Origin of the sequence: Bradyrhizobium zhanjiangense (assembly GCF_004114935.1) — a bacterium.
GTDB classification, from domain to species: Bacteria; Pseudomonadota; Alphaproteobacteria; order Rhizobiales; family Xanthobacteraceae; genus Bradyrhizobium; species Bradyrhizobium zhanjiangense.
On record NZ_CP022221.1, the window covers coordinates 5097653 to 5114605 of the forward strand.

The 16953-nt window shown below is 65.9% G+C and carries 13 protein-coding genes; 7 read left to right on the forward strand and 6 right to left on the reverse strand.

Annotated elements, in window-relative coordinates; all coding sequences use genetic code 11:
• The first annotated feature begins 20 nt into the window (after window positions 1-20).
• Entirely contained in the window at window positions 21-311 is a 291-nt protein-coding gene (locus XH85_RS24390; RefSeq protein WP_128933833.1) for an FAD assembly factor SdhE, read from the forward strand.
• The gene (mfd, locus tag XH85_RS24395; protein WP_128933834.1) at window positions 308-3826 is read left to right on the forward strand and encodes a transcription-repair coupling factor; all 3519 of its coding nucleotides are present in this window, start codon (window positions 308-310) and stop codon (window positions 3824-3826) included. Before XH85_RS24390 ends, mfd begins: the two co-directional genes overlap by 4 nt.
• 131 nt (window positions 3827-3957) lie before the next feature.
• Here mfd and XH85_RS24400 read toward each other — a convergent pair whose 3' ends face one another.
• The 3 genes from XH85_RS24400 to XH85_RS24410 all read right to left on the reverse strand — a co-directional run bounded on the left by XH85_RS24400 (window position 3958) and on the right by XH85_RS24410 (window position 8629).
• Entirely contained in the window at window positions 3958-5181 is a 1224-nt protein-coding gene (locus tag XH85_RS24400) for a GGDEF domain-containing protein (RefSeq protein ID WP_128933835.1), read from the reverse strand.
• Between the two features lie 84 nt (window positions 5182-5265).
• Complete coding sequence (locus XH85_RS24405) at window positions 5266-6768, reverse strand: AMP-binding protein (RefSeq protein ID WP_128933836.1); 1503 nt, start codon at window positions 6766-6768, stop codon at window positions 5266-5268.
• A gap of 4 nt (window positions 6769-6772) precedes the next feature.
• Window positions 6773-8629, reverse strand: coding sequence for an extracellular solute-binding protein (locus XH85_RS24410; RefSeq protein ID WP_164940086.1), 1857 nt, complete (start codon window positions 8627-8629; stop codon window positions 6773-6775).
• A gap of 259 nt (window positions 8630-8888) precedes the next feature.
• On the opposite strand from XH85_RS24410, the gene XH85_RS24415 reads away from it, so the two are divergent.
• Entirely contained in the window at window positions 8889-9707 is an 819-nt protein-coding gene (locus XH85_RS24415; RefSeq protein ID WP_128933838.1) for an invasion associated locus B family protein, read from the forward strand.
• Between the two features lie 77 nt (window positions 9708-9784).
• On the opposite strand, the gene hspQ is transcribed toward XH85_RS24415, so the two are convergent.
• Window positions 9785-10117, reverse strand: a complete 333-nt coding sequence (gene hspQ, locus XH85_RS24420; protein ID WP_128933839.1) for a heat shock protein HspQ — start codon at window positions 10115-10117, stop codon at window positions 9785-9787.
• 106 nt (window positions 10118-10223) lie between these two features.
• Here hspQ and XH85_RS24425 point away from each other — a divergent pair, with 106 nt between their 5' ends.
• Window positions 10224-11177: an AEC family transporter gene (locus XH85_RS24425; RefSeq protein ID WP_128933840.1), complete on the forward strand. Its 954-nt coding sequence runs from the start codon at window positions 10224-10226 to the stop codon at window positions 11175-11177.
• A 227-nt stretch (window positions 11178-11404) separates the two neighbouring features.
• On the opposite strand, the gene XH85_RS24430 is transcribed toward XH85_RS24425, so the two are convergent.
• Entirely contained in the window at window positions 11405-12589 is a 1185-nt protein-coding gene (locus XH85_RS24430) for a UbiH/UbiF family hydroxylase (RefSeq protein WP_128933841.1), read from the reverse strand.
• An 86-nt stretch (window positions 12590-12675) separates the two neighbouring features.
• Here XH85_RS24430 and pcsA point away from each other — a divergent pair, with 86 nt between their 5' ends.
• From pcsA to XH85_RS24445, 3 genes are all read left to right on the forward strand, one after another.
• Window positions 12676-13443, forward strand: a complete 768-nt coding sequence (pcsA, locus tag XH85_RS24435; protein ID WP_128933842.1) for a phosphatidylcholine synthase — start codon at window positions 12676-12678, stop codon at window positions 13441-13443.
• Window positions 13440-14174 carry a TerC family protein gene (locus tag XH85_RS24440; protein WP_128933843.1) on the forward strand — a complete coding sequence of 245 codons (735 nt, stop codon included), beginning with the start codon at window positions 13440-13442 and terminating at the stop codon, window positions 14172-14174. Before pcsA ends, XH85_RS24440 begins: the two co-directional genes overlap by 4 nt.
• Window positions 14175-14266: 92 nt before the next feature.
• A complete protein-coding gene (locus tag XH85_RS24445; RefSeq protein WP_128933844.1) occupies window positions 14267-15241 on the forward strand; it encodes a quinone oxidoreductase family protein in 975 nt (324 codons plus the stop codon).
• A 153-nt stretch (window positions 15242-15394) separates the two neighbouring features.
• Here the strand turns inward: XH85_RS24445 and XH85_RS24450 are convergent, their stop codons facing one another.
• The gene (locus XH85_RS24450; protein ID WP_128933845.1) at window positions 15395-16591 is read right to left on the reverse strand and encodes an acetylornithine transaminase; all 1197 of its coding nucleotides are present in this window, start codon (window positions 16589-16591) and stop codon (window positions 15395-15397) included.
• Between the last annotated feature and the right edge of the window lie 362 nt (window positions 16592-16953).

Here is a 16953-nt window from a genome sequence, read left to right on the forward strand (position 1 = left end):
CGTTTGACTGGATTTGAGACATGACGGGAACGACACGATCGAGCAGCGGGCTGGACGACCGCCGCAAGCGGCTTCTGTTCCGCTGCTGGCACCGCGGCACGCGCGAGATGGACCTGATCCTCGGCCACTTTGCGGATGCCGAGATCGGCAATTTGTCCGAGCCTGAATTGATCGAGCTCGAGCGCCTGCTCGAGGTCAACGATCCCGATCTCTATGCCGCCATCACCGGCGACAAGGTGCTCCCGGCCGACGTCACCGGCGCGCTGTTTGCCCGCATCAAGGCGTATCCGATCGCGGACCGCGACGCATGAAGCAGGGTATGAAATCACCGGCCGAGCTGCTGACGCCCGGGCGCGCCTTGACGCTCGCCAATGTCGCCGAGGGCGCCGAAGGCCTCGTCGTCTCCGATCTCGCCCGGGCCATCGCGGCGCGGCCGAAGAAGCCGGCGGTCAGTCTTGCGGTGGTCTGCCGCGATGGTCCGCGGATGCAGCAGCTCGAACGCGCGCTGCAATTCTTCGCGCCCGATCTACCGGTGTTGATCTTCCCGGCCTGGGACTGCCAGCCCTATGACCGCGTCTCGCCGCATGGCGGCATTTTGGCGCAACGCCTGACGACGTTGGCACGGCTTGCGTCCCTGACGGGCAGCGACAAGCCGCTGATCGTGCTGACCACGGTGAATGCCGTGGTTCAGCGCGTGCCTGCGCGCGAGCTCGTCGCGGCGCAGGCGCTGTCGGTTGCCCCGGGCAACGTGGTGCCGATGGACACCATCGTCGCCTGGCTGGAGCATAACGGCTACAACCGCTCCTCGACCGTGCGCGAGCCCGGCGAATACGCCGTGCGCGGCGGCATCCTGGACCTGTTTCCGGCCGGTCTCGACCAGCCCGTTCGCTTCGACTTCTTCGGCGACAGCCTGGAGTCGATCCGCTCCTTCGACGCCGAGACCCAGCGCACGCTGCTCGACATGCGTGCGCTCGACCTCGTTCCGATCTCGGAATTTCAGCTCGTCACCGACACCATCCGCCGTTTCCGCATGGGCTATGTCGCCGAATTCGGCGCGCCCGAGCGCGACGACGCGCTGTACGAGGCTGTCAGCGAAGGCCGACGTCATCCTGGCATGGAGCACTGGCTGCCGCTGTTCCAGGACCGGATGGACACGCTGTTCGACTATCTGCAAGGGGCAGCCGTCGCGATCGAGCCGCAGGCCGAGGACGCCGTGCGCGAGCGCTTCAAGCAGATCCTCGACTATTACGAGGCCCGGCGCGAGGCGATGGAGCATCCCGGCGGCGGTGCCATCTACAAGCCGTTGCCGCCTGACAGGCTTTATTTGACCGAGGAGGAATGGGGCAGGCGCCTCGGTGATATCCCGCTGGCGCGGTTGACGCAGTTCTCCGTGCCGGCCGATGGCACGAGTGTCATCGATGCCGGTGCGCGCAAGGGCCGTGACTTCGCGCCGGAGCGCAACGACACCACCGTCAACGTGTTCGAATCCGTGGTCGCGCATGTGATGGCACTGCAGGCCCAGCGCAAGAAGGTCGTGATCGCGCTCTGGACCGAAGGCTCGCGCGACCGCATGACTTCGATGCTGCGCGACCACAAGCTGGCCCACACCACCAGCGTCAACAGCTGGCGGACGGTGCAGGCGACGCCGCGCAACGAGACCATGCTCGCCGTGCTCGGCCTCGAAAGCGGCTTCGAGACCGACGAGATCGCACTGATCAGCGAGCAGGACATCCTCGGCGACCGCCTGGTGCGGCCGCGCAAGGCGAGCCGCAAGCTCGATAATTTCATCTCGGAGGTGACGAGCCTCACTGCCGGCGACATCGTCGTCCACGTCGACCACGGCATCGGCCGCTTCATCGGCCTGCAGACCCTCGATGTCGCCGGTGCGCCGCATGACTGCCTCGAACTGCATTATGCGGCCGAGACGAAGCTGTTCCTCCCGGTCGAAAACATCGAGCTGTTATCCCGCTACGGCTCCGACCAGACCACGGTCGAACTCGATCGCCTGGGCGGCGGCGGTTGGCAGACCCGCAAGGCGAAACTCAAGAACCGCATCCGCGAGATCGCGGGCGAATTGATCAAGATCGCTGCCGCGCGCCATCTGCACGAGGCGCCAAAGCTGCCGGTGCAACCGGGCCTCTACGACGAGTTCTGTGCGCGCTTCCCCTATGACGAGACCGAGGACCAACTGGGTGCGATCGAATCCACCCTGAAGGACCTCGAGCTTGGCCGTCCGATGGACCGGTTGATCTGCGGCGATGTCGGCTTCGGTAAGACCGAGGTGGCGTTGCGCGCGGCCTTTGCCGTCGCGCTCGAAGGCAAGCAGGTCGCCGTCGTGGTGCCGACCACGCTGCTCGCGCGCCAGCACGCAAGGACCTTCACCGAGCGTTTCAAGGGCTTTCCGGTCAACGTGGCGCAGGCCTCGCGCCTAGTCGCGACCAAGGAGCTCAACCTGGTCAAGAAGGGCATCGCCGACGGTTCGGTCGACATCGTCGTCGGCACCCACGCGCTGCTCGGCAAGGCGATCAAGTTCCGCGAGCTCGGCCTCGTCATCGTCGATGAGGAGCAGCATTTTGGCGTCACGCACAAGGAGCGGCTGAAGGCGTTGCGCTCCGAGGTGCACGTGCTGACGCTGTCGGCAACCCCGATCCCGCGCACGCTCCAGCTTGCGCTCACCGGCGTGCGCGAACTCTCGATCATTGCCTCGCCCCCGGTCGACCGCCTCGCGGTCCGCACCTTCGTTGCCCCGCACGATCCGCTGATGATCCGCGAGGCGCTGCTGCGCGAGCGCTATCGCGGCGGCCAGGCGTTCTACGTGGTGCCACGCATCGACGATCTCGCCGAGGTCAAGGATTTCCTCGACAAGAACGTGCCGGAGATGAAGGTCGCGGTTGCGCACGGCCAGATGCCGCCCGCCGTGATCGAGGACATCATGACGGCGTTCTACGACGGCAAGTTCGACATCCTGCTGTCGACCACGATCGTGGAATCCGGCCTCGACATTCCCAACGCCAACACGCTGATCGTGCATCGCGCCGACATGTTTGGCCTCGCCCAGCTCTATCAGCTCCGCGGCCGCGTCGGCCGCTCCAAGCTGCGGGCGTACGCGCTGTTCACGCTGCCGGCGCAGCAGAAGATCACGGCGCAGGCCGAGCGCCGGCTCACCGTGCTGCAGTCGCTGGAGACGCTCGGCGCGGGCTTCCAGCTTGCCTCTCACGACCTCGACATCCGCGGCGCCGGCAATCTGCTCGGCGAGGAGCAGTCCGGCCACATCAAGGAGGTCGGCTTCGAGCTCTATCAATCGATGCTGGAGGAGGCGATCGTCAACCTCAAGGCCGGCGTCTCGGAGCCTGCCGCCGACCGCTGGTCGCCATCGATCACGATCGGCATGCCCGTGCTCATTCCCGAGGACTATGTCGGCGACCTCTCGGTGCGGCTATCGCTGTACCGGCGCCTCGCCGATCTCGACACCGAGGAGGAGATCGAGAATTTTGGCGCCGAGATGCGCGACCGCTTCGGCGTGCTGCCGGACGAGGTGCGCTATCTGTTCAAGGTCGCCGCGATCAAGGCGTTCTGCCGCAGGGCCAATGTCGAGAAGATCGACGCGGGCCCGAAGGGCGCCGTCATCGTCTTCCGCGACAATTCTTTCGCCTATCCCGAGCGCCTGGTGACGTTCATCCGCAGCCACGGCCAGGCCGCCAAGGTGCGCCCCGACATGAAGGTGGTGTTCCTCCAGGACTGGGAGACCCCGGAAGAGCGTCTCGCCGGCACCACGGAGATCATGCGGCAACTGGCGCACCTCGCCGAGAGCAAGAAGGCGGCGTGAGGCTCCGGTCTCACCACGTCATTGCGAGGAGCCCTTGCGACGAAGCAATCCAGAATCTTTCCGCGGAGAGAGCCTGGATTGCTTCGCTTCGCTCGCAATGACGGTGCTTGTTGCGCCAGCCGGCGAGAAAACTACGACGCCGCGCGCGACGCGTCAGCGGACAGCCGCGCCAGCAGCGACCGTGCCGTATCCGACGGCGACAGCGAGTCCACGCTGACCACGGGATCGCTGCGCATCTCGTGCTTGCCGTTCGACGTATGCCGCATCACCGCGGACAGCCGGCGCGCAATCATGTGCGCCGTGCGGAAGTCGGTCTCCGCGAACACCACGATCACCGAGCCGTCCTTCTGTGCCGCGCCAAAATCCATCTGCCGCATCAGGCGGCTGAGGATGCGCGCGGCATCTAACTGGGCGCGGGGGTTATTGGGATCGAAGGCGAAGCGGGCGACGGAGAGGCCGCCGCCGCGGGCCAGCGCCTGCTCCACCGCCTTGGCAAAATCGCGGGCGAAGGCTTCCACCGTGAGCAGGCCGCTGCGCGGATCGAGCCAGCCGCCGGCGTCGATCGAGCGCAGCGTGCGGCTCAGCTGCGCTTCCATCGCATGCTGGCGGATCAGCGGCAGTGCATTGGCGGCGACCTTCACCGGCTCGCCGGAGATCAGCTCGAGATTGGGCAGATCGTAGCTCTGCGCAAGCTGGTGTGCGGTGACGACGACGGGCAGGTTGCGGAAGCGGGTATCCTCGGCGAGCACCGTCAGGAAGGCATCGGCGACGCGCGCTGTAAAGCCTTCGGCGAGCACGACGCCGTCGAGGTCGCGCGTGTTGAGATGCTTGGCAGCGGCTTCGATCGAGAGCGCGCCGATGACGCCGACGCGTTCGCCGAGCGCGACCGAGAGCGCAGGATAGGTCTCGCCACGGCCGATCAGGAGCACGGTGGCATCGCGTGCGGGATCGGCCCCAGGCAGCGAGACCGTCGCCTCCGGCAGCCGGCGCAGCACGGTGGCATGAAGGGTGCGCACACGCAGCGCGGCGCGGAGCCGCGCGATCAGGCGGTCGGGATTGCCGCTGCGTGAGGCGAAGGGCAGGGCGTTGGGAGGCAGCGTGCCCGCGGCATCCATGGCCACGAAGGGAAGGTAGGGCGATTGGCTGGCGATCTTCTTCGCGAGCGGCGCGATGTGCGGCTCGTGTCCGGCATGCATCGCCGCGAGAACCGCGGCCGGTTGCACCTGCTCCACCGCGCGTGCGGCGCTGGCCCAGTCGGTGTCGACCACGGGAAAGAGCCTGGCCTCGTCCAGCGCCGCAATGAAGGGCGGCCGTTCGACATTGGACACAAACAGGATCGGGCCCGCCTGGGACATTGCAAACTCTGATCGCGCAACAGGTGCCGCGCAATCTAGTTTGGCCGCCTTAATGCGGCGTCAACGGAACGGGTGAAACTGGGCCTAGACCGGCCCCGAGCGGTCGCGAAAAGCCTCGACCATCAGGGGGTTAAGCCCGAGCTCGCTGAGCGCCTCGCGGGCGCGGGCATTGTCCTGGGCCCGGCCTGCCAGCCGGTGGCCGGAGAGACGGTCGGGCAGTGCGGTGAGCAGGGCACCCTGGCCGAGCCGGCGGGCCCATTCCTGGAGGTCGTTGGAGAGGAAGCGATAGCCGCCGACGGCCATGATGCCGGAGGGCGGCGCGGTGATGCAGATCGCGCCGCTCGGACGGTCGAGCCGCGCGGCATAGCCGGTGTCGACATAGTCACGCGGCGGCTGCGCGGTCAACGTCTCGCCGACCGGCTGCGGCGGCGCGTAGGCCGCGATCGGCACCATCGGCCCGCGCAGGCCGAGCGTCCCCTTCGGGGTCAGCAGGATCTCGCCGGCGATGGAGGAGCCGGACTGCTCGCGCGGGGCGCCATGCGGCCCCGGCATCACCGCGACAGGCATGCCGTCCTCGCCGCGGCGGACGCCGAACAGGCCGGCCTCGCCGAACAGATAGACATCCGTGAGCGGCGCATGCGGCGCGATCCAGGCATCGCTTGCGGCCACCTGCTCGGGCGCGCGCCAGAGGCCGATGACGTTGCGTAAGGTGGGCATCCGCGCCGCGAGATCGGAATCGCCGAGGCGGAGCGCGAGCTGGGCAGGTGCGATCAGCACCTCGCATTCGTGCTGGTTGATCTGCTGCTCCAGCACTTCGATCTCGAAGGGATGATGCAGCGCCAGCGTGCCGCCCGAGAGCAGCCACACTGCGAGCGAAGAGGCCAGCCCCGCGAACGACATCGGCGCGAACGCCGCCATCACGGTCGCGCCCTGCTTGACGTCGGCTTCGAGCGACATCGCCAACCCGCCGGCGATCAGGCTGAAATGCGGCCGCGGCACCGGGCGAAAACCTTCCGCGGTGACGTCGAAGGAAATCATCGCCGCCTTGCGGCCGTCCTGGATCACGGTGCGCGTGGTGCCGGGCGGGCGGGCCAGCACGCCGTCGAGCGAAGCCATGCCTTCGGGCAGATCGGTGCCGAAGCCGCAGACGTGACGGATCGAGAAGGCTTCGGCCGCCGCATGCATCGCAAGGTCGGCATAGCTGACGCCGTCGACCGTGCTCATGGTAACGATGGCGCGCGCGGCGGTGCGGTTGAGCGCGGCGGTCAGTTCCGCGTGCCGCCACAGCAGCGGCAGCACGGCGACGACGAGGCCGGCGCGATGGGCGGCGAGCACCGTCAGCACGAACTCGACCGTGTTGGGCAGCTGGATCGCGATGACGGAATTGGCCGGCAGGCCGGATTCTACGAAATATGCCGACAGCGCCTCGATCGCCGTGTCGGCCTCGGCGTAGGTCATCCGCCGCGGCTGGTGCCCGGTCACGCGCGCCTTGTTGAGGGGATCGAGCAAAGCGAGCGCGTGCGGCTGCCGGGTCAGCGTGCGCTGAAACAGCGTGTCGAGCGTCGGCGATGTTGCTGGCTGGTTCACGGCGTCACTTTGCTTGATGAGCTTGCGGCTGCCCCTTCGACCACCAGGTCTCCGGCAAATAGCCGGACAGCGAAGTGGCCTTGGGCCGTTCTATCCGATTCCAGCGCGCGATCCATTGCTCGGATACGTTAAACACGGGGATTGTGTAGAAGCCCGCGATCAGAGCGCGGTCGAGCGCGCGCACCGCCGAGACGAAATCCGTATGTTCACGGGCCTCCAGCAGGGCGGCGATCATGGCATCGACGGCGGGATCCCTGGCGCCCATGTAGTTGCGGGTCCCCGGATTGTCGGCGGCTGCGCTGCCCCAATAAAAATACTGCTCATTGCCGGGCGACAGCGACTGGTCCCAGCGGTTCTGGATCATGTCGAACTCGTAAGCGAGCCGGCGCTGATCGAACTGTACGGGATCGACCGACCGAACGGTCGTCTCGATGCCGGCGCGCTTGAGGTCGCGCTGGAAGGCGAGCGCGACGCGCTCCTGGTCGCGGGTCGTGACCATGATCTCGAAGGTGAAGGGCGCCTTGGTCGCGCGGTTGCGCATCACGCCGCCGTCGAGATCGTAGCCGGCCTCGGACAACAGCTTCAGCGCGGCGCGCAGCGTGGTGCGGTCGCGTCCCGAGCCGTCGGTGACCGGCAGGCGGTAGCTGCCGTCCATGATGTCGGGCGGGATCTGCGCGGCGAAGGGTTTCAGCAGCACACGCTCGCGCGCATCCGCAGGGCGGCCGTAGGCTGATAGTTCCGAGCCGGCGAAATAGCCGGCGACGCGCGAATAGAGCCCGAAGAAATAGTTGCGGTTGACCAGCTCGAAATCGAACAGCAGCGTCAGCGCCTTGCGCACACGGATGTCGGCGAAGACCGGACGGCGGGTGTTGAACACCAGGAATTCCGAAGGCTGCGGTACCCCCGGCTTGATGGTGTCGCGGATCACTTCGCCGCTTCTGGCGGCCGGAAAATCATAGCCGTCGTGCCAGCGCAGGGGCTCGTGTTCGACACGGAAATCATAGAGACCGCGCTTGAACGCCTCGAACTGGCCGTTGGCCTCGCGAAAATAGTCGAGCCTGATCTCGTCGAAATTGTAGAGCCCGCGATTGATCGGCAAATCACGGCCCCAATAGTCGGGATTGCGGGTCAGCGTCACGCTGGCGCCGGGCTTCACCGCCGTGACGCGATAGGGGCCGGAGCCGACCGGGCCCGTCAGCGTCGTCTCCTCGAAGCTGGCGACGTCGACTGCATGCTTCGGCAGGATCGGCATCAGGCCGAGGATCAGTGAGAGCTCGCGGTCATTGGCATCGGTGAGGTCGAAGCGGACGGTGAGGGGATCGGGCGCCTCGGCCTTCGCGACCTTGGCGTAATACTGCCGGTGATTGGGACGGCCGTGGTCGCGCAAGAGCTGCCAGGAGAACAGCACGTCTTCGGCGAGCACGGGTTTGCCGTCGGAGAAGCGGGCGCGCGGATCGAGGTGGAACGTGACAAAGGTCCGGTCGTCGTTGGTTTCGACGGTCCTGGCGAGCAGACCATAAAGTGCGAACGGCTCGTCCTGGCCGCGCGCGAGCAGGCTCTCGACCACGTAGCTCCGCACCTGCTGCACGGCCAACCCTCTCACGATGAAGGGATTGAGGCTGTCGAAGGTGCCGAGAACGCCCCACGTCAAGCGTCCGCCTTTCGGGGCATCCGGATTGGCGTAGGGCACGTGGGTGAAATCGGCAGGCATCGCCGGCTTGCCGTGCATGGCGATGGCATGGGCTTCCTCGGCACGCGCGCCGCCTGCCGACAGCCCGACGGAGAGGGCCAAAACGAGGGCCGGGGCGAGACGGCAAAGGCGGCGTCCGGGGCCCTCGAAGAGGCGCTGGAACATGAACATCGGCACACGTTGATTCGAGGACCGGCGGGCATGAACCTATCACAGGGAATTTCACTGGGTGCAGCTGTGGATGTGGCCAAAGACGCTTGTCGGCATTGATCTTTTCGTCGGCCACGTTAAGAAGGCGGTCAATCGCGCAAGAGCGCCGAGCCCGTCACTTATCCGCCTCAATTGACGGGGAGAGAGCCGCGCCCAAGGCGGCCAGGTTCGGCGCTTCGGAGCGGTTCGGGCACTTCCCGTTCAGAAAGGGTTTTCCGCAATGAATTTTCGTTACTTGGCCGCGTCCGTCCGGCCGCGCGGGCGACTTCTCGCCTTGTTGACGGCGACGGCGCTGGCCGTTCCGTTTGCCGCCGAGGCCCAGACCCCGGCGCCGGCCCCAGGTGCCCCCAAGGCGGCTCCGGCCCCAAAAGCCGCTCCGAAGGCTGCCCCCAAGGCTCCGGCGCCCGCAGCGTCTCCGCAGGCCCAGCAGGCTCCCGCTCAGGGCGCGCCGGCGCAGCAGGGCGGAGCCCAGCCGGCTGATCAGCAGATCCAGCTGATCTATGCCCCCTGGACCAAGTTCTGCCTGAAGGGCCAGGACGCCAATGCCAAGCAGGTCTGCTTCACCGGCAAGGATGGTCGCATCGAGTCGGGCCAGCCGGTCATCGCCGCCGTGATCATCGAGCCGGAAGGCGAGCCCAAGAAGATCCTGCGCGTGACGCTGCCGCTCGGCATGCAGCTCGTGCACGGCACCCGCATCATCGTGGACAGCAACGCGCCGCTGCAGCAACCGTATGTGATCTGCTTCCAGAACGGCTGCATGTCGGACTACGAGGCCACGCCCGAGCTCATCAACAGCATGAAGAAGGGCCAGAATCTCGTTGTCCAGGCGATCAACGCCAACGGCGCGCCGCTGACGCTGCCGCTGCCGCTCGCCGGCGAATTCCAGAAGGCCTATGACGGTCCGCCGACCGATCCGAAGGTGTTCGAGGAGACCCAGAAGAAGCTCCAGGAAGAGCTTCAGAAGAAGGCCGAGGAGCAGCGCAAGAAGCTCGAGCAGCAGGGCACGCCTCCCGGCACAGCTGCGGCTGGTCAGAAGTAATCGGGATCACATCCCGAACATGAAAAAGGCGCTCGTTTCGAGCGCCTTTTTTACTGGCCGTTTGCTGGCGGCGAATTTCAGTTCAGCGACGGATTGCGCGGGCGATAGCCGCCGGCCTTGTCCTTGATGAAGATCTCGGCGACCTGTGAATGCCGGACCGGCTCGCCGGAATCGTCGGGCAACAGATTCTGCTCCGAGACATAGGCTACGTATTCCGACTCCGCGTTCTCCGCGAGCAGGTGGTAGAACGGCTGGTCCTTGTGGGGCCGCGCCTCCTCGGGAATCGACAGCCACCACTCCTCGGTGTTGTTGAATTCCGGATCGATGTCGAAGATCACGCCCCGGAACGAGAAGATCCGGTGGCGCACGACCTGTCCGATCTGGAATTTGGCTGTCCGCGCTTTCATCATCCCCCGTCGATAGACCAGGATTGTGGCCGATGCTAGTGGCCTTATCGGGAATTAACCTTCGCGTCAGGGGCGCATAGCCCCCAAGTCTTCAGAAAACACTTCAATAATGGTCGATATCCTCAATCTGGCTCTACCTTATTTCGGCTTGATCTTCGTCGGATTCGCCTGCGGAAAGACCAAATCCCTGCCGGAATCGGGCCTCGCCTGGATGAACTTCTTCCTGCTCTACGTCTCGCTCCCGGCGCTGTTGTTCGCGATCATGTCGAAGACGCCGTTTGCGGAATTGAACAATCCTCCGTTCCTAGTCGCGACCACGCTGTCGACGGTTGCGGCGTTCACGCTGGCGCTGGTGGTCGGCAAGATGCTCGGCCGGCTGTCGCTGCGCGAGGCGACGCTCGCGGGCCTCTCCGGTGGCTACGGCAATATCGGCTATATGGGACCGGGCCTGGCGCTCGCGGTGCTCGGGCCGAAGGCGTCGGCGCCGACCGCGCTGATCTTCTGCTGCGACAGCATCTTCCTGTTCACGATCGTGCCGCTGTTGATCGAGCTGTCCGATCGCGACCATCCCTCGCTCGTGCACGCCTTCGGCGTGGTGCTGAAGCAGATCGTGCTCAACCCGCTGATTATGTCGGCCTGTTTTGGCGCGGCGGTGGCGGCGCTGCATATCGAGCTGCCGGTCGCGCTCGATCGCACCATCACGTTCCTCCAGAACGCTGCTGCGCCGACTGCGCTGTTCGTGCTCGGCGTGACCGTGGCGCTGCGTCCGTTCGACCGGGTGCCGTGGGAGGTGCCGGGCGTGATCGCGGTCAAGCTGCTGATCCATCCGCTCACGGCGTTCGGCCTGATGCTGGCGTTCGGCCCGTTCGCGCAGCCTTGGGCCGCGACTGCGATGCTGATGGCCTCATTGCCGCCGGCGCTGAATGTGTTCGTGATCGCCCGCCAGAACGATGCGTGGATCGAATCCGCATCCGTCGCGGTGCTGCTCGGCACCTTCGCATCCGTGGTCACGCTGACCAGCGTGATGTGGGCGATCCAGAGCGGGCGGCTGATGTTTCCGTAAGCGGCGGAACTGCTGGCAACACGAATGGTGCGCTCCCTCTCCCGCTTGGGGGGGAGAGGGTTGGGGAGGGGGTGTCTCCGCGTTGGGATTGTCCGAAGAGGGCGGAGAAAATCCGACGCGGCGAAAACCCTCACCCGGTGCTACGCACCGACCTCTCCCGCAAGCGGGAGAGGTGCACCGAGCCCGCCGTGAATCCACCCTCACGCCATTCAGGCTTGGTAGACTCCCTATCGCCGCCACGTCGGCGTCAGGCCCTCGCGCATCGCAAAACGCCGGAGCGGACCGATGGCGCCGAGCAGGTGCATGCCGACGGCGCGGACCGGCTGGAGCGGCAGGAAATCGTTGAGCAGGGAGCGATTGGCGATGTCGATCGCAAAGGTGCGGCTCAAAATGTCCGGACGCCGCGCCCGGTCGTAGCGCTTGAGCACGTCGGACGCGCCGGGATCCTGGCCCGCTGCGACGGCTTCGCCCGCGAGCCGGGCGATGTCGGCGGCATCGCGCAGGCCGAGATTGAGGCCCTGGGCGCCGATCGGGGGAACCACATGGGCCGCTTCCCCGACGAGCGCGACACGGTCACGGCCAAAGGATTTTGGACGTTCGATCGCCAGCGGGAACAGGTTGCGGCCGGGCTCGACCGTCATGCGTCCCAGAATCGAATGCGACTGCTTCTCGATCGCGGCGGATAGCTCCTCGTCGCTCAGGCCGCGCAGCCGTTCGGCCTCCGCGGGCGCTGCGACCCAGACGATGCTGGAGCGGTCCCCGGGCAGGGGGACGAACACGCAGGGACCATGCGGCGTGTGGAACTCGGTCGAGACATTGCGATGCGGCCGCGCATGACCGACGTTGAAGGTCAGCGCGGTCTGCGTCAGCTCGCGCCGCGTCACGGCGATGCCGGCCGCCTCGCGGCACAGCGAGTGCCGACCGTCGGCGCCGACCACGAGCCGGGCCGAGAGGAATTGTGCCGAGGCCGTGCGGATGGCGACGTCGCCGGCCTCGATCAAGATGCTTTCCGCCTCGTCGTCGAAACGGACGAGCTGGGGGAATTCGGCCGCGCGTTCTTCGAGTGCCAGCATCAGCGAACGGTTGTCGATGTTGTAGCCGAACGTGTCGAGACCGATTTCGTGACAGGAGAACCGGACCTCCGGGGCACGGAACAGCCGGCCGGTATCGTCGACGAGCCGCATGACCTCGAGCGCGGCCGCCTTGTCCTTGCAGCGCGACCAGACGTCGAGGCGCTCCAGGAGATCGACGGAGGCACCGAGCAGCGCGGTGGTGCGGTTGTCGGCATAGGGCACGCGCCGCGCCACCAGCGCGGTCCGCGCACCCGCCTGCGCCAATGCGATCGCTGCTGCAAGTCCCGCCGGACCGCCGCCGACCACGGCGGTGTCATGGAGTGTCGATGCGTCTGTCATGGAACGACATTTGACATGGCCCGCGGCAAATTCAAGCCCACTGATTTTGCTTGATTTTATGACGAATTGCGCGGCCGCGCGTCGCAATGGCGGATGTGCAAATCGGTGTCATTCTGGTAGCAGAAGCCATGGACAGCCAAGAGGATTCCCTGAAGCCCACCCCCGCGATCCGCGCTGCGGCGTTCTCGGTGCACATCTTCACCGCGTTCGGTGCGGCGGTCGCGTTGCTGGCGATGCTGGAGGCCGTGCGCGAGCACTGGGCGGCGATGTTTCAGTGGCTGGGCGTCGCTCTGATCATCGATGCGATCGATGGTCCGATCGCGCGCCGGCTCGACGTCAAGAACGTGCAGCCGAACTGGTCGGGCGACGTGCTCGATCTCGTGGTCGACTTCGTCACCTATGTCTTCGTGCCGGCTTACGCGATCGTGGCCAGCGGGCTGTTGCTGCCGGTCGCAGCTCCCTTGCTCGGCGTCGCCATCATCGTCACCAGCGCATTATATTTCGCCGATCTGCGCATGAAGGCGGACGACAATCATTTCCGCGGCTTCCCGGCGCTGTGGAATGCGGCAGCGTTCTATTTGTTCCTGCTGCACTGGCCGCCGCTCTGGTCGACGCTGCTGGTCGCCGCGCTCGTCGTGCTGACCTTCGTGCCGTTCCACGTGCTGCATCCAGTCCGCGTCGTGCGGCTGCGCTGGCTGACGATGTCGCTGATCGCGATCTGGGCGCTGCTCGGCCTCTACGTGCTGCAGATGGATTTCCGCGTCGGCACCGGCGTGACCGTGGTGCTCTGCGCCATCGCGCTCTGGATCAGCTTCAGCGATGCTCTGATACGATTGGTAAAATCCTTCGCATGATGCATCTCCTCACCAGCCCCGAAGCCTGGGCCGCGCTGCTGACGTTGACGTCGCTCGAGATCGTGCTCGGCATCGACAACGTCATCTTCCTGTCGGTGATCGTCTCGCGCATTCCGGAGAAGCAGGCGCACCGCGCCCGCCAGATCGGGCTCGCGCTGGCGCTGGTGTTCCGCATCATCCTGCTCAGCCTCCTGGTCTGGCTGATCGGGCTGACCGCGCCGGTGTTCTCGTTCGCCGGCTACGGCTTCTCCTGGCGCGACCTCATCCTGATCGGCGGTGGCCTGTTCCTGATCGCCAAGGCGACGCACGAGATCCACGGCGAGGTCGAAGCCGACGACGGCGAGGGCGACGAGAAGTCCGCCGGCAACGCCTTTTTCTGGGTGATCGTCCAGATCGTGATCATCGACATCGTGTTTTCGCTGGATTCGATCATCACCGCGATCGGCATGGCGCAGGACATCGAGATCATGATCGCGGCCGTCGTGATCGCCTGCCTGATCATGTACATTTCGTCGGGCCCGGTCTCGCGATTCGTCGCGGAGCATCCGACCACCAAGATGCTGGCGCTGGCGTTCCTGGTGCTGATCGGCGTCGCGCTGGTCGCGGACGGATTCCAATTCCACATTCCGCGCGGCTATATCTATTTCGCGATTGCGTTCTCGGCGGCGGTCGAATTCTTCAACGTGCTGGCCAAGCGCAACCGCAGGAAAGCCCGCGCGCCGTCGGTCTAGCCGTTCCAATTGCGTCGAGTTGACAAGGCGGGCGCGATGTCTTTCGCTTGTTCGCGAGTAGGCCGAGAGCAAGACAACGAGGAGGTCAGGTGATGACCAAAGCCGTCCGTGTGCACCAGGTCGGAGGCCCTGAAGCCCTGGTCTATGAGAGCGTCGACGTGCCGGCGCCGGGCCCGGGCGAAGTGCGCATCCGCCAGCACGCGGTTGGTCTGAACTTCATCGACGTCTATTACCGCACCGGCCTCTACAAGGCGCCGGGACTGCCCTTCATCGCCGGCAACGAGGCCTCGGGCGAGGTCATGGCGGTCGGGCCCGGCGTGACCCATTTCCATCCCGGCGACCGCGTCGCCTACTACCACAATCTCGGTGCCTATACCGGCGAGCGCAACATCCCCTGGGAGAAGCTGGTCAAGCTGCCCGACCACATCACCCACGAGCAGGGCGCCGTGCTGATGCTGAAGGGGCTCACGGTGTGGTATCTCCTGCACAAGACCTTCAAGGTCGAGCCGCATCATCGCGTGCTGATCCACGCCGCCGCCGGCGGCATCGGCCTCTTGGCCTGCCAATGGGCGAGCGCGCTCGGGGCTCACGTCATCGGCACGGTCGGCTCGCGCGAGAAGGCCGAGCTGGCGGAGGCCAATGGCTGCGACCACGTCATCCTCTACAACGAGGAAGACTTCGTCGCGCGCGTCAAGCAGATCAGCCGCAACGAGGGTTGCGACGTCGTCTATGACGGCGTCGGCAAGGCCACCTTCCCGGGCTCGCTGTCCTGCCTGAAGCCGCGCGGCATGTTTGTTTCTTTTGGCAATGCCTCCGGTCCCGTGCCGCCGTTCTCGATCGCCGAGCTCAACAATCACGGCTCGCTGTTTGCGACGCGGCCGAAGCTCAACGACTATGTCGGCAAGCGCTCGGAATTGCTGGAAGGCGCCGACACGCTGTTCGCCGCCGTCATCAACGGCAAGCTGCATGTGCCGATCAACCACGCCTACGCGCTGAAGGACGCCGCGAAGGCGCATATCGATCTGGAAAGCCGCAAGACGACGGGCGCGTCGATCTTGAAGCCGTAGTTCTTCCGTCATCAGACGCGCTGCAGCGTTCTTACGCCGCTGTGCAGAGCCAGGACCGAGAAGGCGGCGCGGGACGCTGCGGAGAGATGGGCCCCGGCTCTGCAGCGCACCGCCGAAGGGGCGCTGCGCTGCGTCCGGGGCACGAGACAGATCCTAGGCCACCCGTCTTGCCGCGCCGGCCTTGGTCAAAATCCCGTCGAGACAATCGATCATCTCGGCGATCTCTCCCTTCGTGACGTTCAGCGCCGGCATGAACCGCAGCGTGTCGACCTGTGGCGCGTTGAGGAGCACGCCGGCTTCGAACGCCTGTGCGACGATGCCGGGCGCAATCGGCAGCTTGAGGTCGAGCGCGAGCAGGAGCCCGCGTCCCCGCACGCCGCCGAGACCGTGCCGTGCCGAGACCTTTTGCAGCTCGCTTTCGAGCAGGAGGCCGGTCTCGGTCACCGCCTTCAGGAAGGCGGGCTTGCTGACCTCCTGAAGCACCGCAAGCCCTGCCGCGCACATGATCGGGTTGCCGTTGAACGTGCCGCCCTGATCGCCGTGCGCGAAGCAGGAGGCGCGTTCGGTCGCAAGCAGAGCGGCGAGCGGCACGCCGCCGCCGATGCCCTTGCCGAGCGTCATGATATCAGGCGAAATCCCCGTGTGCTCGTAGTGAAAGAGCTTTCCGGTCCGGCCCATGCCGGTCTGGATCTCGTCGAAGATCAGTAACAGGCCGTGCGCCTCGGTGAGCGCGCGCAGCTCTTGCAGGAACTGATCGCTCGCCGGCCACACGCCGGACTCGCCCTGGATCGGCTCGAGCATCACGGCGACGGTGTTGTCGTTGATCAGCTTCTCCACCGAGGCGATGTCGTTGAGTTTGGCCTTCTTGAAGCCGGCGACCTTGGGCTCGAACAGCGGCTCGAACGCCTTCTTGCCAGAGGCCGACATCGTCGCAAGCGTCCTTCCGTGGAAGCCGCCTTCGAAGCTGATGATCTCGAACGCGCCGTTCCTGTGCAGGCTGCCGTATTTGCGCGCCAGCTTGATCGCGCCCTCATTGGCTTCCGCGCCTGAGTTGGCAAAGAACACCTGATCGAACGCGCTGCCATCGACCAGCGCCTCGGCAAGCTTCAGGCTCGGCTCGTTGTAGAAGGCCGGGCTCGGCGTCAGCAGCCGCTTGGCCTGCGCGGCCAGCGCATCGGCGATCGCGGGCGGCGAGTGGCCGAGGCAGTTGACGGCCCAGCCCTGCACGAAATCGAGATAGCGCTTGCGGCTGTCGTCCCAGAGGTAGGAGCCGGCGCCGCGGACGAACACGGCCTTGGGCCGTGCAGTGATGTCCATCAGCGCATCATACGGATGGGTGGCGGTGGTCATGTCGAACTCCTCTGGAGGCGGGTGGAAAAGACGCGCGAAAAGCAAGAAGGCCGCACTTTGCGGGTGCGGCCTTCTCGAAAACTCTGCTGAATTCAGGCGATCAGCGGCGTCGTCGGACATGGCGCAACCCATCATCGTCGCGGGTGCGACGACGGAAAGCTGCGCGGCGGTGGGTCCGAGAGTTGATCATGGGGCGCGTCCCTACAGCCGAACGGCAAGGCTTGTCAAGCGGACGGTTTGCGAAACACTCGCCCGGCGTGTGTCGGAACGGCGCGAAGAGCCGGACGTCACTCGCAGCTCATCGATTGCCCGGCCAGCAACCATCTCGCCGCTGGCGCGTTTGTGATTGAAGGACGCGAATT

Bases quoted from the DNA above. Each gene is read 5' to 3' on its own strand.
- XH85_RS24415 (WP_128933838.1), top strand. From the start codon at position 8,889: ATGAATTTTCGTTACTTGGCCGCGTCCGTCCGGCCGCGCGGGCGACTT.
- XH85_RS24400 (WP_128933835.1), bottom strand. From the start codon at position 5,181: ATGTCCCAGGCGGGCCCGATCCTGTTTGTGTCCAATGTCGAACGGCCG.
- XH85_RS24410 (WP_164940086.1), bottom strand. From the start codon at position 8,629: ATGTTCATGTTCCAGCGCCTCTTCGAGGGCCCCGGACGCCGCCTTTGC.
- pcsA (WP_128933842.1), top strand. From the start codon at position 12,676: ATGGCGGATGTGCAAATCGGTGTCATTCTGGTAGCAGAAGCCATGGAC.
- XH85_RS24450 (WP_128933845.1), bottom strand. From the start codon at position 16,591: ATGACCACCGCCACCCATCCGTATGATGCGCTGATGGACATCACTGCA.
- XH85_RS24445 (WP_128933844.1), top strand. From the start codon at position 14,267: ATGACCAAAGCCGTCCGTGTGCACCAGGTCGGAGGCCCTGAAGCCCTG.
- hspQ (WP_128933839.1), bottom strand. From the start codon at position 10,117: ATGATGAAAGCGCGGACAGCCAAATTCCAGATCGGACAGGTCGTGCGC.
- XH85_RS24425 (WP_128933840.1), top strand. From the start codon at position 10,224: ATGGTCGATATCCTCAATCTGGCTCTACCTTATTTCGGCTTGATCTTC.
- XH85_RS24430 (WP_128933841.1), bottom strand. From the start codon at position 12,589: ATGACAGACGCATCGACACTCCATGACACCGCCGTGGTCGGCGGCGGT.
- XH85_RS24390 (WP_128933833.1), top strand. From the start codon at position 21: ATGACGGGAACGACACGATCGAGCAGCGGGCTGGACGACCGCCGCAAG.
- mfd (WP_128933834.1), top strand. From the start codon at position 308: ATGAAGCAGGGTATGAAATCACCGGCCGAGCTGCTGACGCCCGGGCGC.
- XH85_RS24440 (WP_128933843.1), top strand. From the start codon at position 13,440: ATGATGCATCTCCTCACCAGCCCCGAAGCCTGGGCCGCGCTGCTGACG.